This window comes from Pseudomonas sp. ANT_H12B (assembly GCF_008369325.1).
Taxonomy (GTDB): domain Bacteria; phylum Pseudomonadota; class Gammaproteobacteria; order Pseudomonadales; family Pseudomonadaceae; genus Aquipseudomonas.
The window spans coordinates 182,966-198,268 of the sequence record NZ_VOBI01000007.1 but is presented as its reverse complement, the minus strand read 5'-3'; the positions used below and the strand labels follow the sequence as shown (position 1 = coordinate 198,268).

15 protein-coding genes and 2 pseudogenes are annotated in these 15,303 nt (G+C 59.8%); 12 read left to right on the top strand and 5 right to left on the bottom strand.

All coding sequences use genetic code 11. From position 1 onward, the window contains the following. The first annotated feature begins 60 nt into the window (after positions 1 to 60). Positions 61 to 1,209, top strand: coding sequence for an L-threonine dehydrogenase (gene yiaY / locus FQ185_RS13490; RefSeq protein ID WP_149417826.1), 1,149 nt, complete (start codon positions 61 to 63; stop codon positions 1,207 to 1,209). On the opposite strand, the gene FQ185_RS13485 is transcribed toward yiaY, so the two are convergent. Together FQ185_RS13485 and FQ185_RS13480 are read right to left on the bottom strand one after the other, a co-directional pair. Further along, positions 1,206 to 2,372: a multidrug effflux MFS transporter gene (locus tag FQ185_RS13485; protein ID WP_149417825.1), complete on the bottom strand. Its 1,167-nt coding sequence runs from the start codon at positions 2,370 to 2,372 to the stop codon at positions 1,206 to 1,208. The two genes, yiaY and FQ185_RS13485, sit on opposite strands and share 4 nt — an antisense overlap. A gap of 15 nt (positions 2,373 to 2,387) precedes the next feature. Continuing rightward, positions 2,388 to 3,623, bottom strand: coding sequence for an aminotransferase class I/II-fold pyridoxal phosphate-dependent enzyme (locus tag FQ185_RS13480; RefSeq protein WP_149417824.1), 1,236 nt, complete (start codon positions 3,621 to 3,623; stop codon positions 2,388 to 2,390). A 240-nt stretch (positions 3,624 to 3,863) separates the two neighbouring features. On the opposite strand from FQ185_RS13480, the gene FQ185_RS13475 reads away from it, so the two are divergent. From FQ185_RS13475 to FQ185_RS13460, 4 genes are all read left to right on the top strand, one after another. Further along, positions 3,864 to 4,772: a LysR family transcriptional regulator gene (locus FQ185_RS13475; RefSeq protein ID WP_149417823.1), complete on the top strand. Its 909-nt coding sequence runs from the start codon at positions 3,864 to 3,866 to the stop codon at positions 4,770 to 4,772. 237 nt (positions 4,773 to 5,009) lie between these two features. Further along, complete coding sequence (locus FQ185_RS13470) at positions 5,010 to 6,203, top strand: CaiB/BaiF CoA-transferase family protein (protein ID WP_149417822.1); 1,194 nt, start codon at positions 5,010 to 5,012, stop codon at positions 6,201 to 6,203. Beyond that, the gene (locus FQ185_RS13465) at positions 6,200 to 7,126 is read left to right on the top strand and encodes a hydroxymethylglutaryl-CoA lyase (RefSeq protein WP_149417821.1); all 927 of its coding nucleotides are present in this window, start codon (positions 6,200 to 6,202) and stop codon (positions 7,124 to 7,126) included. The genes FQ185_RS13470 and FQ185_RS13465 overlap by 4 nt, the downstream gene beginning before the upstream one ends. 184 nt (positions 7,127 to 7,310) lie before the next feature. Continuing rightward, positions 7,311 to 8,642 (top strand): MFS transporter, encoded by a 1,332-nt coding sequence (locus tag FQ185_RS13460; RefSeq protein ID WP_149417820.1) that lies wholly within the window; start codon positions 7,311 to 7,313, stop codon positions 8,640 to 8,642. Between the two features lie 125 nt (positions 8,643 to 8,767). Here the strand turns inward: FQ185_RS13460 and FQ185_RS13455 are convergent, their stop codons facing one another. Next, entirely contained in the window at positions 8,768 to 9,256 is a 489-nt protein-coding gene (locus FQ185_RS13455) for a DMT family transporter (RefSeq protein WP_149417819.1), read from the bottom strand. Positions 9,257 to 9,333: 77 nt separating this feature from the next. Here FQ185_RS13455 and FQ185_RS13450 point away from each other — a divergent pair, with 77 nt between their 5' ends. The 6 genes and pseudogenes from FQ185_RS13450 (at position 9,334) to FQ185_RS13425 (ending at position 13,317) form a co-directional block, all read left to right on the top strand. After that, positions 9,334 to 10,239, top strand: coding sequence for a LysR substrate-binding domain-containing protein (locus tag FQ185_RS13450; protein ID WP_149417818.1), 906 nt, complete (start codon positions 9,334 to 9,336; stop codon positions 10,237 to 10,239). Beyond that, positions 10,232 to 10,324: pseudogene (locus FQ185_RS13445) on the top strand (glutathione transferase); the annotation flags it as partial. The gene FQ185_RS13450 and the pseudogene FQ185_RS13445, both read left to right, overlap by 8 nt. Positions 10,325 to 10,389: 65 nt before the next feature. Then, positions 10,390 to 11,028 (top strand): LysE family translocator, encoded by a 639-nt coding sequence (locus FQ185_RS13440; protein WP_149417817.1) that lies wholly within the window; start codon positions 10,390 to 10,392, stop codon positions 11,026 to 11,028. A gap of 85 nt (positions 11,029 to 11,113) precedes the next feature. Further along, a complete protein-coding gene (locus tag FQ185_RS13435; protein ID WP_149417816.1) occupies positions 11,114 to 12,463 on the top strand; it encodes a bifunctional diguanylate cyclase/phosphodiesterase in 1,350 nt (449 codons plus the stop codon). A 116-nt stretch (positions 12,464 to 12,579) separates the two neighbouring features. After that, on the top strand, positions 12,580 to 12,738 hold the full coding sequence (locus FQ185_RS13430) for a KGG domain-containing protein (protein WP_149417815.1): 159 nt from the start codon (positions 12,580 to 12,582) through the stop codon (positions 12,736 to 12,738). Between the two features lie 75 nt (positions 12,739 to 12,813). Next, the gene (locus FQ185_RS13425; protein WP_149417814.1) at positions 12,814 to 13,317 is read left to right on the top strand and encodes a DUF4142 domain-containing protein; all 504 of its coding nucleotides are present in this window, start codon (positions 12,814 to 12,816) and stop codon (positions 13,315 to 13,317) included. Positions 13,318 to 13,361: 44 nt separating this feature from the next. On the opposite strand, the gene FQ185_RS13420 is transcribed toward FQ185_RS13425, so the two are convergent. Together FQ185_RS13420 and FQ185_RS13415 are read right to left on the bottom strand one after the other, a co-directional pair. After that, complete coding sequence (locus tag FQ185_RS13420; RefSeq protein ID WP_149417813.1) at positions 13,362 to 13,772, bottom strand: low affinity iron permease family protein; 411 nt, start codon at positions 13,770 to 13,772, stop codon at positions 13,362 to 13,364. Between the two features lie 243 nt (positions 13,773 to 14,015). Beyond that, a pseudogene (locus tag FQ185_RS13415) lies at positions 14,016 to 14,316 on the bottom strand (AidA/PixA family protein); the annotation flags it as partial. A 207-nt stretch (positions 14,317 to 14,523) separates the two neighbouring features. Between FQ185_RS13415 and tam the strand changes: the two are divergent. Continuing rightward, positions 14,524 to 15,294, top strand: coding sequence for a trans-aconitate 2-methyltransferase (tam, locus tag FQ185_RS13410; RefSeq protein WP_149417812.1), 771 nt, complete (start codon positions 14,524 to 14,526; stop codon positions 15,292 to 15,294). Positions 15,295 to 15,303: the final 9 nt, after the last annotated feature.

Genomic DNA, 15,303 nt, shown 5'->3' with positions numbered 1-15,303 from the left:
ATCCTGTGGGTACCCGCTGGATCGGCGCTGCCGATTCGGTCTAAGCCAGGAGACTCGCTCATGAGCAGTACGTTTTTCATCCCCGCCGTGAACATCATGGGCATCGGTTGTCTCGACGAAGCCATGGACGCCATCGGCAAGTATGGTTTTCGCAAAGCGTTGATCGTCACTGACGCCGGGCTGGCCAAGGCCGGCGTGGCGAAGATGATCGCCGAAAAACTGGCGACGAAGGACATCGACTCGGTGATCTTCGACGGCGTAAAACCGAACCCGAGCATGGCCAACGTCGAGAGCGGTCTGGGCCTGCTCAAGGAAACCCGCTGTGATTTCGTGGTGTCCCTGGGCGGCGGTTCTCCCCACGACTGCGCCAAGGGCATCGCCTTGTGCGCCACCAACGGCGGGCAGATTCGCGACTATGAAGGCGTCGATCAATCCGCCAAGCCGCAATTGCCGCTGATCGCCATTAACACCACTGCGGGCACGGCCAGCGAGATGACCCGTTTCTGCATCATCTCCGACGAATCGCGTCACGTGAAAATGGCCATCGTCGACCGCAACGTCACTCCGTTGCTGTCGGTCAATGACCCGGCGCTGATGGTCGCCATGCCCAAAAGCCTGACCGCAGCCACCGGCATGGATGCGTTGACCCACGCCATCGAAGCCTACGTCTCCACCGCCGCCAACCCGATCACCGATGCCTGTGCACTGAAGGCCATCACGTTGATCAGCAACAACCTGCGCCTGGCCGTACGCGATGGCAGCGACATGGCTGCCCGGGAAAACATGGCCTACGCGCAGTTCCTCGCCGGGATGGCGTTCAACAATGCGTCGCTCGGTTTCGTCCACGCTATGGCGCATCAATTGGGTGGTTTCTACGACCTGCCCCACGGTGTGTGCAATGCCGTACTACTGCCTCACGTGCAAAGTTTCAACGCGCTGGTCTGTGCCGATCGCCTGACCGATGTGGCGCGTGCAATGGGTGCTGATGTTCGCGGGCTCAGCCCGGAAGAAGGTGCCCGGGCGGCGATTGTGGCGATCCGCTCTCTGTCACAGGATGTCGATATTCCAGCCGGTTTGCGAGCGCTCGGCGCCAAACTCAACGACATTCCGGTTCTCGCTGCGAATGCGTTGAAAGATGCCTGCGGCCTGACCAATCCCCGAGTGGCGGATCAACGCCAGATCGAGGAGATTTTCCGCAGCGCGTTCTAGTCATTTTTACCGCCCGGCGCGAGCATCACGCAAAGCATCGCGCCCAAGGCCAACAAGGTGCATAAAAGGGACAAGGGCCAGGCCTGCTCACTTGCTATCAGGCTGGCCACACCACCGATGGCCGCGGCCATCAGTTGATGAATGAAACCGCTCAACGCCATCGCATAAGCACCGCCGACCGGTGAACCGTCGTTGGCCAGGGACAGGCTGACGGGGTAGTTCAACGACTGGCCGAATACCGCAAAGCAATAGGGCAACCAGAACAGCAGCGCCACTGAAGTGCCCGAAATACTCCCCAGCAACATCACGGCGCTGCCGGCCAGCACCAACCCAACACCCATCGTCATCAGCCAGCGCTGACCGGTGCGAATCACCCAGCCATTGACCGCCAAAGCCCCCAGAAAATACGCCGCACTGATCGGCCAGCCCAACAATCCGTATTCCACGGCCGACCAGTTGAACGGTCCTTGCAGAATCAGCGGCGCTGCGGTGTTGAACGCGACAATGACCCCATACCCGAGGCCGCCGGTGAGGGCCGGCAACACAAAGTCACGATGACGCAAAATGCGCCAGTAGCTCGGCCAGGCGGATGAATGAGCCTTCTCCTCGGTCAGTATCGGGAACGTAACCCGTGCCACGACCAGCCCCATCATCAGACTCACTCCCCCCAACAGATAAAAGATCGCCGGCCAGCCCAGCGTCACCTGGATGATCGACCCCAGGTACTGGCCGATGCCCAATGCCACCACAAAAGAAATCGATATCCAGGACAGCGCTTTGGCCAGCAGGTCACCGCGCAAACTGTCGCGGATCAGCACCCGGGCCATCACTGAAATCCCGCTGGCGCCAATGCCCTGAAGCAGGCGAAAAAACACGAACCACTCAAGCGTCTGGCCGTGGGGCAGAGCAAGGTTGCCCACCCCGTAAATGCCGAGTGCGGCGAGCAGCACCGGTTTACGACCGATACGCTGTCCCAGGCTGCCCCAGAACAACATCGGCAGCGCCATGCCGACCAGATACACCGCCAGCCCCCAGGAAACCTGCGAGGCATCGGCGGACAGGTCCCGGGCAATATCCGGTAACGCCGGCAGATAAATGCTCATGCCCAATTGGGCGAGAAAAACCGTGCTGCAAGTGACGAGGAAGGTGGTGCTGCTCTTCATTGTGTCTCCTCGGTTTCAGCAGGCGACGTCCCGGCCGTGAGTGCGTAAAAGCTCGGTGATGAGTTCACAAAAGTGTCGGATCAGCGTCGGCTCCATGTCGGCGCGCAGGGTAATTCTGATGGCAGCCTTGCCTTGTGCGACCACCGGGAAAAAGACTGCCGAGGTGAAGAAACCGTGATTGGCAAGTTCCATGGCGATGCTGTTCGCCAGTGCTGCTTCGCCGCAGCGGACCAATCGAATCGGGATGTTGCTTTTGTGTTGATCGGTTCGTATGAGGCCGTCAAAGAGCTGGATATTGGCCTGAAGTTTTTCCTGCAACGCGGCGAATTCCGGAGTTCGATGAAGCTGGATGGACGCTCTTCCCGCACCAATGGCCGCACTGTTCAGGCTTTGCGACCAATTGCTGGGGCCGCCGTAACGCTGGATGAGCTTCTTCTGCCGTTCATTGCCCAGCATCACCAGACCGCCGCTGGCGCCAAACGACTTGGCCAGTGAGGCGACGATCAGGCAATCATCCTCCAGGGCATGCAACCCGGGACGCACGAGGCCGGCGCCGAATGTTCCTACGGTGGAAAGCGCGTGGGAGTCGTCCAGATAGAGAAACAACCCATAACGGTCCTTCAGATACAAAAGGCTGTCCATGTCCGCGATTCCACCCATGCTGTAAGCGCCATCGGTAACATACGCAACGGTGGTGTGTTGCTGACACTGCTTTTCGAGAAAATCCATGTCGTTATGCGGACAGGTCACGACCGTCGTTTCATCCGCGCAGGCGGCTTTGAGGTGACTCATCGAGTAATGCGCCAACCGGTCGAAAACCATCACTGGAGGGCGGTTTTCCGTGAACACGCCGCCGGCCAGCAACGGCAGAATGCCCGCACTCGCCGCACTGCATGACAAGGTGCTCAGGCAACTGGCACCGAACAATTCGGACAGTTCGGTTTCGTACTGCTCCAGTATCGCCAGTTTGCAGCGGTTCTTTGAATTGGCGACGCGAAGGGTGCCGGCCTCCCACAGTGTGGTCATGGCGCCGTCGAGAATGTCGGGATGGTGATCCAGGCCCAGATAAGAGGTCGTGCAGAAATGATGAAACGCGCGCCCGTGCTGATCGAGCATCCGGTTGGCGCTTTTGATTTCAACGTTGAGCCCCGAGATTTTACCGGCTTCAGCGGTCTCCCAATCGTGATCGGCCAACGCGATGACTTTGCGGTAGTTGGTGTAGGTGTTTGCCGCGAGTGTTGTCTGGTCCATGTGAAGATGGACTTTCCTTGAGTGAAGCGATCCATTGGTGTGTTGCAGCCCGTGTGTGTTTCCAGACTTTACAGAGTGTGGCGGGGGCTTTGAATCGGCTGTTTCCGGGACTGTTGAGTGTTACAAGAGATTAATGCGTAGGGCGATGCCTTGTGGTGTTGTAGGCGAATCGGTTTGCCGAGTCGCTTGAAAACCGGGCTATCCTGCCGTCTCAGCCGAACCGAAGTCATAGAGCCTCCCATGCTGCAAAAAAGCCTGATTCGCCGCCTCGACCTGATCACCCTTCAGCTATTTGTGGCTGTCCACGAAGAGGGCACCCTGACCCGTGCCGCGGCCCGCGAGGCGATTGCGGTGTCGGCCGCCAGCAAACGGCTGATGGAGTTGGAGGAAGCGCTGGGCATCAGCCTGTTCGTGCGTCAGGCCAAGGGCATGACCCTGACGCCGGCCGGCGAAACCCTGCTGCACCACGCCCGGCAGATGCTGTTCAATGTCGAAAAAATGAGTCTCGAACTGGGCGAACACAGCCACGGTATTCGCGGCTATGTGCGGATGCTCGCCAACCTGTCGGCGATCATTCAGTTTCTGCCCGAGGACCTGCGCGATTTTTCCGAGCGTCATCCCCAGGTCAAGACCGACCTCGAAGAACGTCCCAGCAGCGGGGTGATCCAGGGCGTGCTGGATGGCGTGGCCGATCTGGGAATCTGTTCCAGTGACAGTGACGTCAAAGGTCTGCACAGCGTGCTTTACCGTCAGGACAAACTGGTGGTGCTGATGCTGCCCGATCATCCGTTGGCGAGTCGATCCAGCGTGGCCTTCGCCGATACGCTGGGCAGCGACTACGTCGGTTTGCATTCCGCCAGTTCGATCGACATGCGCACCCACGCGGCGGCGCGCAAGGCGGGCAAGGTGCTGCGCTTACGGATTCATGTGCCGGGTTTTGATGCCATGTGCCGGATGGTCCAGGCCAACATGGGCATCGGCATCCTGCCGCAAAAGGCCTATGAGCTGTTTGGCCGGGCGTTGGGTTTGCACGCGGTGCCTTTGACGGATGACTGGTCGGATCGGGCGCTCATTTTGGTGGTGCGCGATGAAACGGCGTTGTCGCCGGTGAGCCGGATATTGTTTGAGCAGTTGCGTGGACAGGTCTGAGAGATGTGTTGGCAGGGCCGGCCTCTTCGCGAGCAGGCTCACTCCCACAGTTGATCTGCGGCGTACACAAAACCCCTGTGGGAGCGAGCCTGCTCGCGAAAGCGGACTCAAGGTCGAGGTGAATTTTCAAGGCGTTCGCGTTTCGCGAACGTCCGTTGCCAACTGAAGGTTGGATTCCTGGCCCCTCGGTCCTCTAGCCTTGCCTCATATTCCAAGAACAACATGAGGTACCTCCCGATGACTGCCCCCCTGAGTGCAATCAAGGTGATAGAGATCGGCACGCTGATTGCCGCGCCGTTCGCCGCGCGCATGCTCGCCGAGTTCGGCGCCGACGTGATCAAGATCGAAGCCATGGGTCAGGGCGACCCGCTGCGCAAATGGCGCAAGCTGCACGAAGGCACGTCGCTGTGGTGGTACCTGCAATCGCGAAACAAGAAGTCCCTGGCGCTCAATCTGAAATCCCCCGAAGGCATCGAACTGGTCAAGCAACTGGCAACCAGCGCCGATGTGCTGATCGAAAACCTGCGCCCTGGTGCCCTGGAGAAACTCGGTCTGGGCTGGGACGTGTTGCATGCGCTCAATCCCAACCTGACCCTGGTGCGCATTTCCGGTTACGGCCAGACCGGCCCGTACCGCGATCGTCCGGGTTTCGGCGCCATCGGCGAGGCCATGGGCGGGATTCGCTACACCACCGGCACCCCCGGTTCGCCACCGGCCCGGGTCGGTGTCAGCCTCGGTGATTCCCTGGCTTCGCTGCACGCGGTGATCGGTGCCTTGATGTCGCTGCTGCGGGTCAAGACCGGGCAGGGCGGTGGGCAAGTGGTCGATGTATCGCTGGCCGAAAGCGTATTCAACGTCATGGAAAGCCTGGTGCCGGAATACGACATGCTCGGCCATGTGCGTGAGCGCAGCGGCGGAGCCTTGCCAGGTATCGCGCCGTCCAACACTTACCTGACGGCTGATGGTGCTTATGTAGTGATCGCCGGCAACAGCGACCCGATCTACAAGCGCTTGATGGAAGTCGTCGGTCGCCGCGATCTGGCCGACGCGCCTGAGTTCGCCCATAACGACGGTCGCGCGGCCAAGAGCAACGTGCTCGACGCGGCAATCACTCACTGGACCAGCAGCCTGCCGATCGACGACGTGCTGTCGGCACTGGAAGCTGCCGAAGTCCCGGCCGGGCGCATCTATTCAGTCGCCGACATCGTCGCTGATCCGCACTATCAGGCGCGGGACATGCTGCTCAACGCCGACCTGCCCGGCGGTGCCACGGTGAAGATGCCCGGCATTGTGCCGAAAATGTCCGAGACGCCCGGTGGCGTGAACTGGTCCGGACCTACGTTGGGTCAGCACACCGACGGCATCCTCGCGGGACTGGGCCTTACGGGGTCAGACATCGAACGGCTGAAAGCTGCAGGGGTGGTGCAATGATCACTGATTTTTCCGAGACCCTGATTGTTCAGGAAGTCTCCCCCCGTGACGGTTTGCAGATCGAGCCGACCTGGGTCGAAACCGTCGACAAGATTGCCGTGATAGATCAGCTGTCGCTGGCCGGTTTCAGCCGCATCGAAGCCGGCTCGTTTGTTTCGCCCAAGGCCATTCCGGCGCTGCGCGATGGCGAGTCGGTGTTCAAGGGCATCGCCCGGCAACCGGGGGTGATCTACGTCGCGTTGATCCCCAACCTGAAAGGCGCGCAGCGAGCGTTGGCAACCCATGCCGACGAGCTGAATCTGGTGATGTCCGCCAGTCAGACCCACAACCTCGCCAACATGCGCATGCGCTGCGAAGCCTCATTGACCGCGTTCGGCGAGATCGTGCAATACGTTCGCGGCACGCCGGTGCGACTCAACGGCAGTATCGCCACCACCTTCGGATGCCCGTTCGAAGGCAAGATCGATGAGGATCGCGTGCTGCAAATCGTCGAGGCTTATCAGGAACTCGGGATCCAGGGCATTACCCTGGCCGACACCACTGGCATGGCCAATCCGCGGCAGGTTGATCGGCTGGTGCGGCGAGTCTTGCAGCGAGTTTCACCCGCTGATTTGACCCTGCATTTCCACAACACTCGCGGCCTCGGTTTGTGCAACGTACTGGCCGCGTATGAGGCCGGAGCCCGACGCTTTGACGCGGCGCTGGGCGGCCTCGGCGGTTGCCCGTTCGCGCCGGGCGCCTCGGGCAATATCTGCACCGAAGACCTGGTCAACCTGTGCGATGAAATCGGCATTCACACCGGCATCGACCTGCCGCTGTTGCTGCAATTGTCGCGAGGATTACCCGCACTGCTGGGCCACGAAGTGCCCGGTCAGCTGGCCAAGGCGGGACGCAACTGTGATCTGCATCCAAGCCCTTCCTAACCAAACCGAAAAACCCCTGTGGGAGCGAGCCTGCTCGCGAAAGCGGTCTGGCATTCAGCATTGTCGGTGACTGACACACCGCCTTCGCGAGCAGGCTCGCTCCCACAGTAAAAGCTTTTCCAGCCTCTCAACCAGACAACAAAAACAATCGGACACCCACGGGCAGTCCGCCTGGAGAACCATCATGAGCCTTAATGTACTGGAGGCGGGTGCGAACCCGTCCGTTAGCCACGACGAAGAAAAAGCCCTGGTCAGCAAAGTGGCCTGGCGCCTGATGCCGCTGATCATGGTCTGCTACCTGTTCGCCTTTTTCGACCGCATCAACATCAGCTTCGCCAAGTTCCAGCTGCAGACCGACCTGAGCCTGAGCGACACCGCTTACGGCCTCGGCGCCGGGCTGTTCGTGGTCGGTTACGTGATCTTCGAAGTGCCGAGCAACATGATGCTCTACAAGGTCGGCGCACGACGCTGGATCGCCCGGATCATGATGTCCTGGGGGTTCGCTACTGCGGCCATGGTCTTCGTCAATAGCGAATGGCAGTTCTACGCGTTGCGCTTTGTGATTGGCGCGATGGAGGCCGGGTTTGCGCCGGGTGTGCTGTATTACCTGACGCTGTGGTTCCCGCAGCACTATCGCGGCCGCATCACGTCGATGTTGTTTCTGGCGTCGGCGTTTGCCGGTCTGGTCGGCGCACCGTTCTCCGGGTTGGTGCTGCAACACCTCGACGGCTTTATGGACATGCGCGGCTGGCATTGGCTGTTCCTGCTCGGCGGCGTGCCTTGCATCGGCCTCGGCTTGCTGGTGCTGACGTTGCTCAAGGACCGTATCGAAGACGCCCATTGGCTGACGCCGTCGGAGAAGACGCTGCTGGCCAGCCGTATCGCTCACCATGAACCGCACAAGAGTGGCGGTTCGTTGCTCGCCGCATTGCGGATCCCGGGTTTCTTGACCCTCGGCCTGATCTACTTCCTGATTCAGGTGGCGTCCTACGGCTTGAATTTCTGGGCCCCACAACTGATCCGCAGCGCGGGTACCGAGAGCCCGGTGATGATCGGTTTGCTGACGGCGATCCCTTATATCTGCGGTGCTATCAGCATGGTGGTGATCGGGCGGCTGTCTGACTCGACCGGTGAGCGACGCAAGTTTGTTGCAGGCCTGGTTGCGGTGGGCGCGGTGGGGTTCTTCTGCGCGGGGATTTTCGCCAATCACACGACCTTCCTGATTGTCGCGCTCGGCTTGCTCGGTGCCGGGATTATCGCCTCCATCCCGAGCTTCTGGACCCTGCCGCCAAAACTGCTGGCGGGTGCCGGTGCCGGGGCAGCAGGCGGGATCGCCGTGATCAACACCCTTGGCCAGTTCGGTGGCATCGTCAGCCCCGTGATGGTCGGACGGATCAAGGACTTGACCGGCAGCACCACGCCGGCGCTGTACGTCATCGGAGTTTGCGCGCTGATCGCCGTTGCGCTGCTGATGTGGGGGCTGCCGCAGAAGTTGCGCACGCTCGACAAGTTCTAAAGGTTTGCAGGCTACGCCAGTCCCTTCATCGACCACGCATCGCTGCAGGGGCTGGCGAAGGCTGCGATCGTCAGCGGCTGAACGCTGCTGATCGTTCCCACGCAGAGCGTGGGAACGATCAACCTTCAAGACGTTGCGATGATCGCTTTGGCAGGCGTATCACTGAACTGAATCAACGCCACACCGCCGATCAACAACACTGCCCCAAACACCCGCGGCAACGTCATCTGCCGCTCCACCAACCCAAACAACCCGAAATGATCCAGCACCAGCGATGCCACGACTTGCCCGGCCAACGCCAGGGCAATGAAACCCGAGGCACCCAGCTTGGGCAGCAGCGTCAGCGCCAACGAAATAAAACACACCCCAAACGCACCTCCCGCCCACATCCACAACGGCGCCTTGGTGATGAATGCCAGTGACGGCAACGGCAAACGCATCGCCAACACGACCGGCAACAACACCGCAATACTCACCAGCAATGACGCGAGGGTCGCCCACAACGGATGCCCCAGACCTCGCCCGAGGTTTGCATTAATCGCGCTCTGAAAAGGCACCACCGCCCCGGCAATCACCGCCAGCAACAACAGGCCGGCCCAATGCAACGTACTCATGATCATTCTCCAACAGGTTTTGATGGACTCTAGAGTATTCGTCGCGCAGATTTAAATTCCAAATTGCTATGCAGAACATGCATCAGATGAATGATCTTCGGCGCATCGACCTTAATTTACTGGTGATTCTTGAGGCCTTGCTCAGCGAGCAACACGTGACACGTGCCGCCGAGCGTCTGCACATGAGTCAGCCGGCGGTCAGTCATGCCTTGGCACGGTTGCGCGATCTGCTCGGCGATCCCTTGCTGGTGCGGGCCGGTGCCAGCCTCGTGCCCACTCCGCGAGCCCTCGAATTGGTGGCGCCATTGGCCGAAGCACTCGCCCAAGTGCAGTCGCTGCTCGCGCCCAACACCTTCGACCCGGCCACCGCCAAACGCACGTTTCGCCTGGCAATGTCCGACTACGGTGCAGCCATTGTCCTGCCGGGGCTGATTCGTACGTTGCGCCGCGAAGCCCCAGGCATCGACCTGCAAATCAGCCACGCCAGCCGCGAAGGCATGCTCGAAGGTGTGCTCAACGGCGATATAGACGTGGCGGCAGGGGTTTTTCCAGAGTTGCCGACCGAGCTGCGCAGCACGCCACTGTTCGAAGAGCACTACGCCTGCCTCGTAGACCGCAACAGCCTACCCGCCGATGGGGTCCTCGATCTGCCGACCTACCTGACCCGCCCACATGTGCTGCTGGAAATGCGCGGCAGCGGCACCCCGGAAATCGAACGCGCCCTGACAGCCCTGCGCGAACGCCGTCGCGTGGCAATCAGCCTGCCGCACTGGAGCGTCGCCCCGGAATTCATCAGCGGCACCGACCTGATCCTCACCGTCGCATCTCGCGGACTGCAAAACATCGACGAGCAGGCATTGATCGTCGTCGCACCGCCGTTTCATATTCCGTCGTTTACGTTTGTGTTGGTCTGGCATAAACGGCGGGGCGGGGATCAGGCGTTGAATTGGTTGAATGGGCGGATTGGGGAGGGGCAAGCTTGAAGCCCACCTCGGGGATCTGGCGTCACGGCTGGCGGCCTGTCGGCAACGACCGTATGCAGGGATGAAGTTCTTCGATGATCAGTAAGTCGATGCCCATGGACCTGATATAGACTTGCGCGCATTCACCCAAGCGCTTCCACAGGAATTCCCATGACTCCATCGCTGCTAATGGCTGTTCTCGCCTCGGGCTTTATCTACGGCATCACGCCGGGGCCGGGGGTATTGGCGGTGTTCGGCATCGGTGCGGCCCGTGGTCGGCGGGCCGGGGCGGGGTTCTTGTGCGGGCATTTGCTCGGGGACGTTGTCTGGTGCAGCACGGCGCTGATTGCCATCGTCGGTGCACGGGAAATCGGCAGCACCGCGTTCGATGTGCTGGGCGTGATCAGCGGGCTGTATCTGTTCTGGCTCGGTTTGCGCGCGATTCGCGCTCGTCGCAGCACCGCCGAGACGCCTCAGGGCCCGGCGCGTCAGCCGTTCTGGCACGGCATCCTGTTTGGTCTGACCAATCCGAAGGCTTACCCGGTGGCGGTGGCAACATTCACCGCGCTGTTATCCAGTCGTGCAGAACTGCTGCAATGGTCGATGTTGCCGTGGCTGATTGTTCTGAGCTTCGTCGGTGGCCTGATGGCCTACGCTATCCTCATTGGCATCGTCGGTGCGCGGCAGGTGCGCACGTTATATCAGCGTCACGAACTGGCGATCACCCGGCTGTGCGGGGTGATGTTCATCGGTTTCGCCATCAATGCCCTTGTGCATGCATTGCCGGGGCTGGTGACGAACAAGGCTTGAGGCTGATTGCAAGGATGCGTCGGTTGTACTGATGGGGCAGGGATGGTTTTTTATTGCTGCATTGTCCGGGCACGCGCATCGCACCATGGCAACCAGAAACTCCGCGCCGTTGGCGAGTTACATCGATCTTTTACTGGACGCCGTTTGTGCGGTCGACAAGCAAGGTCGCTTCGTATTTGTCAGCGCGGCGTGCGAACGCATTTTCGGCTACACCCCGGATGAGTTGATCGGCCAGATGATGATCAACATGGTGCATCCAGCCGATCGTCAGCGCACCCTCGACGCCGCGGGGGAAATCATGGGCGGTGAACCCAAGCTCAACTTCGAAAACCGTTACGTGCACAAGGATGGCCGGGTGGTACACATCCTCTGGTCGGCACGCTGGTCGGAGGCCGATCAGCTGCGCATCGCCGTGGCCCGCGACATCACCGAGCGCAAGCAGGCCGAATCCCGACAAGCGGCGCTGTATGCGATTTCTGAAGCTGCGCACGCCGCGGAAGATTTGCTGGCGCTGTTCAAGCGCATTCACTTGATTATCGGTGAATGGCTGCCGGCATTGAATTTCTCTGTCGCGCTGTATGACGAGCACTGCGCGCAACTGAGTTTTCCTTATCACGTCGATGACCTGGAGCTGCAACCGGAGCAGCCCGGAACGGTGACCGGACGGCTGTGTGCCGAAGTAATTCGCACAGGCCTGCCGATCCTGTTGACGCCGGATCAGGACGACGCACCAGTGGGGTTTGAGACGCTGGTCACGGGCCAGCATTCACCCTGTTGGCTTGGCGTTCCATTGAGCTCGCAAAACGGCACCATTGGCGCGCTGATCGTCAAAAGCGAGGCGGGCGGCGAACGCTACACCGAGCAGGACAAGGAGCTGCTGCAGTACGTGTGCGCCCAGGTAGCGACCGCGATCGAGCGCAAGCAACTGCACGCGCGATTGCAGCGCATGGCCCAGTACGATCAACTGACTCAACTGCCCAACCGCGAATTACTCCGTGACCGACTCAAAGCCTCGCTGGCGGTGGCCCGAGCGGAATGCGGGCATATGGCGCTGCTCTACGTCGACCTCGACCGCTTCAAACAGGTTAACGACACCCACGGCCATGTGGTCGGCGACATGTTGCTTCAAGCGGTCGCCAATCGACTCAAGGGCTGCGTACGTGAAACCGACACGGTGGCGCGTATCGGCGGTGATGAGTTTGTGGTGTTGTTGCACAGCATTCACGCCTCGGAAGACGCCGACAGCGTAGCGGGAAAAATCCGTCAGGTTTTGGTTCAACCCCTGCGTCTGGACGGACACAGCCTGAATATCCACCCGAGTATTGGCGTTGCGCGTTACCCCGAACACGGTACCGAAGAAAACCAGCTGTTCAGGCATGCCGACGAAGCGATGTACACCGCCAAACGCCAGCATCACCTGCGACTCGGGGTCTGAACATTCGCCACCGTTCGTCGTGGCGATTCCAATTTTTCTAAACCTTTGTGGTGATGGAAATTCTGATTCTATGCGGGCTCCTGCTCGCCGCGATCATCACCAAGAGGTAGGGAATCATGCCTAATTCAAGAAACTCGAACTCGGGAAACTTCGCCAACGATCGAACGAAGGCGTCGGAAGCAGGTCGCAAAGGTGGGAAAACTACCACCACGACTGTCGATAAAGACCCTGTGAAACCCGATATGGGCCGCAAAGGTGGTCAGAAATCCAAGTAGTGGATGAAGGTAGTTTTGATCGAGAGGCGGGAGCGAAAGCTCCCGTTTGAATTTTTTTTCGAGGAGGGCGCGACCATGAGCCGGATGGCCACCCGATTACGCAATGCCAGTTTTGCCACGTTACTGGGCCTGTTTGCCAGCAGTGCCTTTGCCCAGTCGCCCGCCGAATTCATCAACGATGCGTCGGCCAAAGGCATGGCCGATATCGAAGCCAGTCGCCTGGCGCACCAGAAATCCGAATCCAAAGAGATCAAGGACTACACAATCGTCGTGATTAACGACCGCACCACGGCCAATCAGCATCTGGCGAAAATAGCCAAGCAACTCGATTTGCCGGTGGCCCCTCGCGAAGAGGTGGTCGACAAGGCGAAAGCCTTGATGCCGGAAGTGGAGGATGGTGCGACCTTTGACCAGGCCTATGCGGCCAGCCAGGTGAAGACCACTCAGGAAGCCATCGATCAGCTTCAGCAAGCTGCGCAGACCTCCGACGTGCCGGAAATCAAAGCCTTCGCGGAAGAAACCCTGCCCAAACTGCAAAACCACCTGCAAATGGCCAAGGCGCTGCAAGCCAGTCGCTAGCCATCAGGTTGCGCGGGTGACCGTAGTCACCCGCAAAACCCCCATCAGCACTGATTCAGATCCTGCTTCTTGTTTTCCTCGACGACGGTGCCGTCCAGGGAAATCGTTTCGCCCTCGCCCAGCTGCCGATACTGCTTTCTCAGCGCTTCCAACTGCTTGAGGTCCAGAGCCTCGAGCCCCAGCATCGCGTTCTGAGCCTCCTTCGTCACCCGCAACAACTCATCGACCTTCAAATGCAAAATGTCCGTGTCGCGGTTCTGGGTGTTCTGGATCAGGAACACCATCAGGAACGTAATGATGGTGGTCGAGGTGTTGATGATCAGCTGCCAGGTGTCGTTGAAGTGAAAAACCGGCCCACTCAGCCCCCACAGGAAAATCAGAATGATCGCTCCCATAAATGTCTTGGGGCTGCCCGCCCATAGGGCAAGTTTCTGTGCGACTTTTGCGAATTTCATAGCCGTATTCCTTGTAGGGGTGCGCCTGATTTTGTGACAGCGCCGGCATGATGAAAATTCTGATTAAAAGTGGGTATTCAATGAAAAACCGGGCTGATGGCGGCCAGATAAATAATTCAGCAACAATGCGACCCATGCTACGGATCGCGTTCAGTCCACCAGCCGGTTTTTGTGGGCATTTGTTCAATCCTCCAGCTTCACCTCACTCAGTTGGCCCCTTGTCGCCAAGGGGCCAGACCATCGTCAATTACGAATGGTAATGAACGGATCCCACGAGCAGCAGCCTGCGATTTTGCAATCGCGATCAACAATCAGGAAGTGGAAGTGGAAGTGATAAGTCACGCTCCCACACGAAAGTGTTTCCGAAGACCAATAGTGGTTATCGACTTTCTGGCAGCTCGGCACCGACGGGTTGCTGGTGTTCGGGGACGGCGACGCAGGCGCTAGCCTTGTGTGGCGTGGGCGTGGAGGTCAGCTCGCTGCCAACGTTGCCGATGAATTTGTAGAAAATCACTGCGGTCTCGAAGCTCTGCGACGTCGCTGTTCATGGCCACTGGGTGGCGGAACGACCGGGCTATCGTTATGTGCATCCGCACTGGGAGCAGCGTAACAACGGCGGGTACTGGCAGCGCGGGGGTTGGGTCAACTGACATCTTTCGCCATAGGTTGGATAGGGCAGAGCGCACCGGTCGGAGTATCGTGGCGAACGCTTGTCTGCCCTTCCATAACAACGCACCGACAGGAGAACGCAATGAGTTGGTCCGCCAAACAATACGTCGCTTTTGAAGATGAACGCACACGCCCCGCCCGAGACTTGCTGGCTGCCATCCCTGGCACGGACGCGCGCTCGGCAATCGACATCGGTTGCGGCCCCGGTAACTCGACCGAGTTGCTGGTGGAACGCTTCGCTACTGCCACGGTGCGTGGTCTGGACAGTTCGACCGATATGATCGAGGCCGCCCGCAAGCGCTTGCCTCACGTGCAATTCGATACCGCTGACATTGATACCTGGAACGACAGCGGTCCGTTCGATGTAATTTTCGCCAACGCGGTGTTGCAGTGGGTTCCCGATCACGCAACGCTGCTGCCCTCGTTGGTGAACAAGCTCGCCCCCGGCGGCAGCCTGGCGATTCAGATGCCCGACAACCTCAACGAGCCGTCGCACCGCTTGATGCGCGAAGTCGCCGCCAACGGCCCGTGGGCCGAAAAACTGGCCGGTGCTGCTGGCCAGCGCACAGAAATGGCGAGCGCCAGCGACTATTACTCGATGCTGCGTCCTCACTGCGCCCGGGTCGATATCTGGCGCACCACCTACCATCACCCGCTCGCGGGCGGTGCTTCGGGTGTGGTCGAGTGGTTCAAGGGCAGCGGTTTACGGCCATTTCTCGAACCGCTGGACGAGGCGGAAAAGGCGCAATACCTCAAGCAATATCAAGCCGCGATCGAGCAGGCTTATCCGGCGCTAAGTGATGGTTCGGTGCTGCTACCGTTCCCGCGATTGTTCATCGTCGCGACCCGCTGATGCGAAGAA

Coding starts and splice junctions, on each gene's coding strand:
- tam (WP_149417812.1), top strand. CDS start 14,524: ATGAGTTGGTCCGCCAAACAATACGTCGCTTTTGAAGATGAACGCACA.
- FQ185_RS13455 (WP_149417819.1), bottom strand. CDS start 9,256: ATGAGTACGTTGCATTGGGCCGGCCTGTTGTTGCTGGCGGTGATTGCC.
- FQ185_RS13470 (WP_149417822.1), top strand. CDS start 5,010: ATGACTGCCCCCCTGAGTGCAATCAAGGTGATAGAGATCGGCACGCTG.
- FQ185_RS13465 (WP_149417821.1), top strand. CDS start 6,200: ATGATCACTGATTTTTCCGAGACCCTGATTGTTCAGGAAGTCTCCCCC.
- yiaY (WP_149417826.1), top strand. CDS start 61: ATGAGCAGTACGTTTTTCATCCCCGCCGTGAACATCATGGGCATCGGT.
- FQ185_RS13435 (WP_149417816.1), top strand. CDS start 11,114: ATGGCAACCAGAAACTCCGCGCCGTTGGCGAGTTACATCGATCTTTTA.
- FQ185_RS13450 (WP_149417818.1), top strand. CDS start 9,334: ATGCATCAGATGAATGATCTTCGGCGCATCGACCTTAATTTACTGGTG.
- FQ185_RS13475 (WP_149417823.1), top strand. CDS start 3,864: ATGCTGCAAAAAAGCCTGATTCGCCGCCTCGACCTGATCACCCTTCAG.
- FQ185_RS13485 (WP_149417825.1), bottom strand. CDS start 2,372: ATGAAGAGCAGCACCACCTTCCTCGTCACTTGCAGCACGGTTTTTCTC.
- FQ185_RS13430 (WP_149417815.1), top strand. CDS start 12,580: ATGCCTAATTCAAGAAACTCGAACTCGGGAAACTTCGCCAACGATCGA.
- FQ185_RS13480 (WP_149417824.1), bottom strand. CDS start 3,623: ATGGACCAGACAACACTCGCGGCAAACACCTACACCAACTACCGCAAA.
- FQ185_RS13425 (WP_149417814.1), top strand. CDS start 12,814: ATGAGCCGGATGGCCACCCGATTACGCAATGCCAGTTTTGCCACGTTA.
- FQ185_RS13460 (WP_149417820.1), top strand. CDS start 7,311: ATGAGCCTTAATGTACTGGAGGCGGGTGCGAACCCGTCCGTTAGCCAC.
- FQ185_RS13420 (WP_149417813.1), bottom strand. CDS start 13,772: ATGAAATTCGCAAAAGTCGCACAGAAACTTGCCCTATGGGCGGGCAGC.
- FQ185_RS13440 (WP_149417817.1), top strand. CDS start 10,390: ATGACTCCATCGCTGCTAATGGCTGTTCTCGCCTCGGGCTTTATCTAC.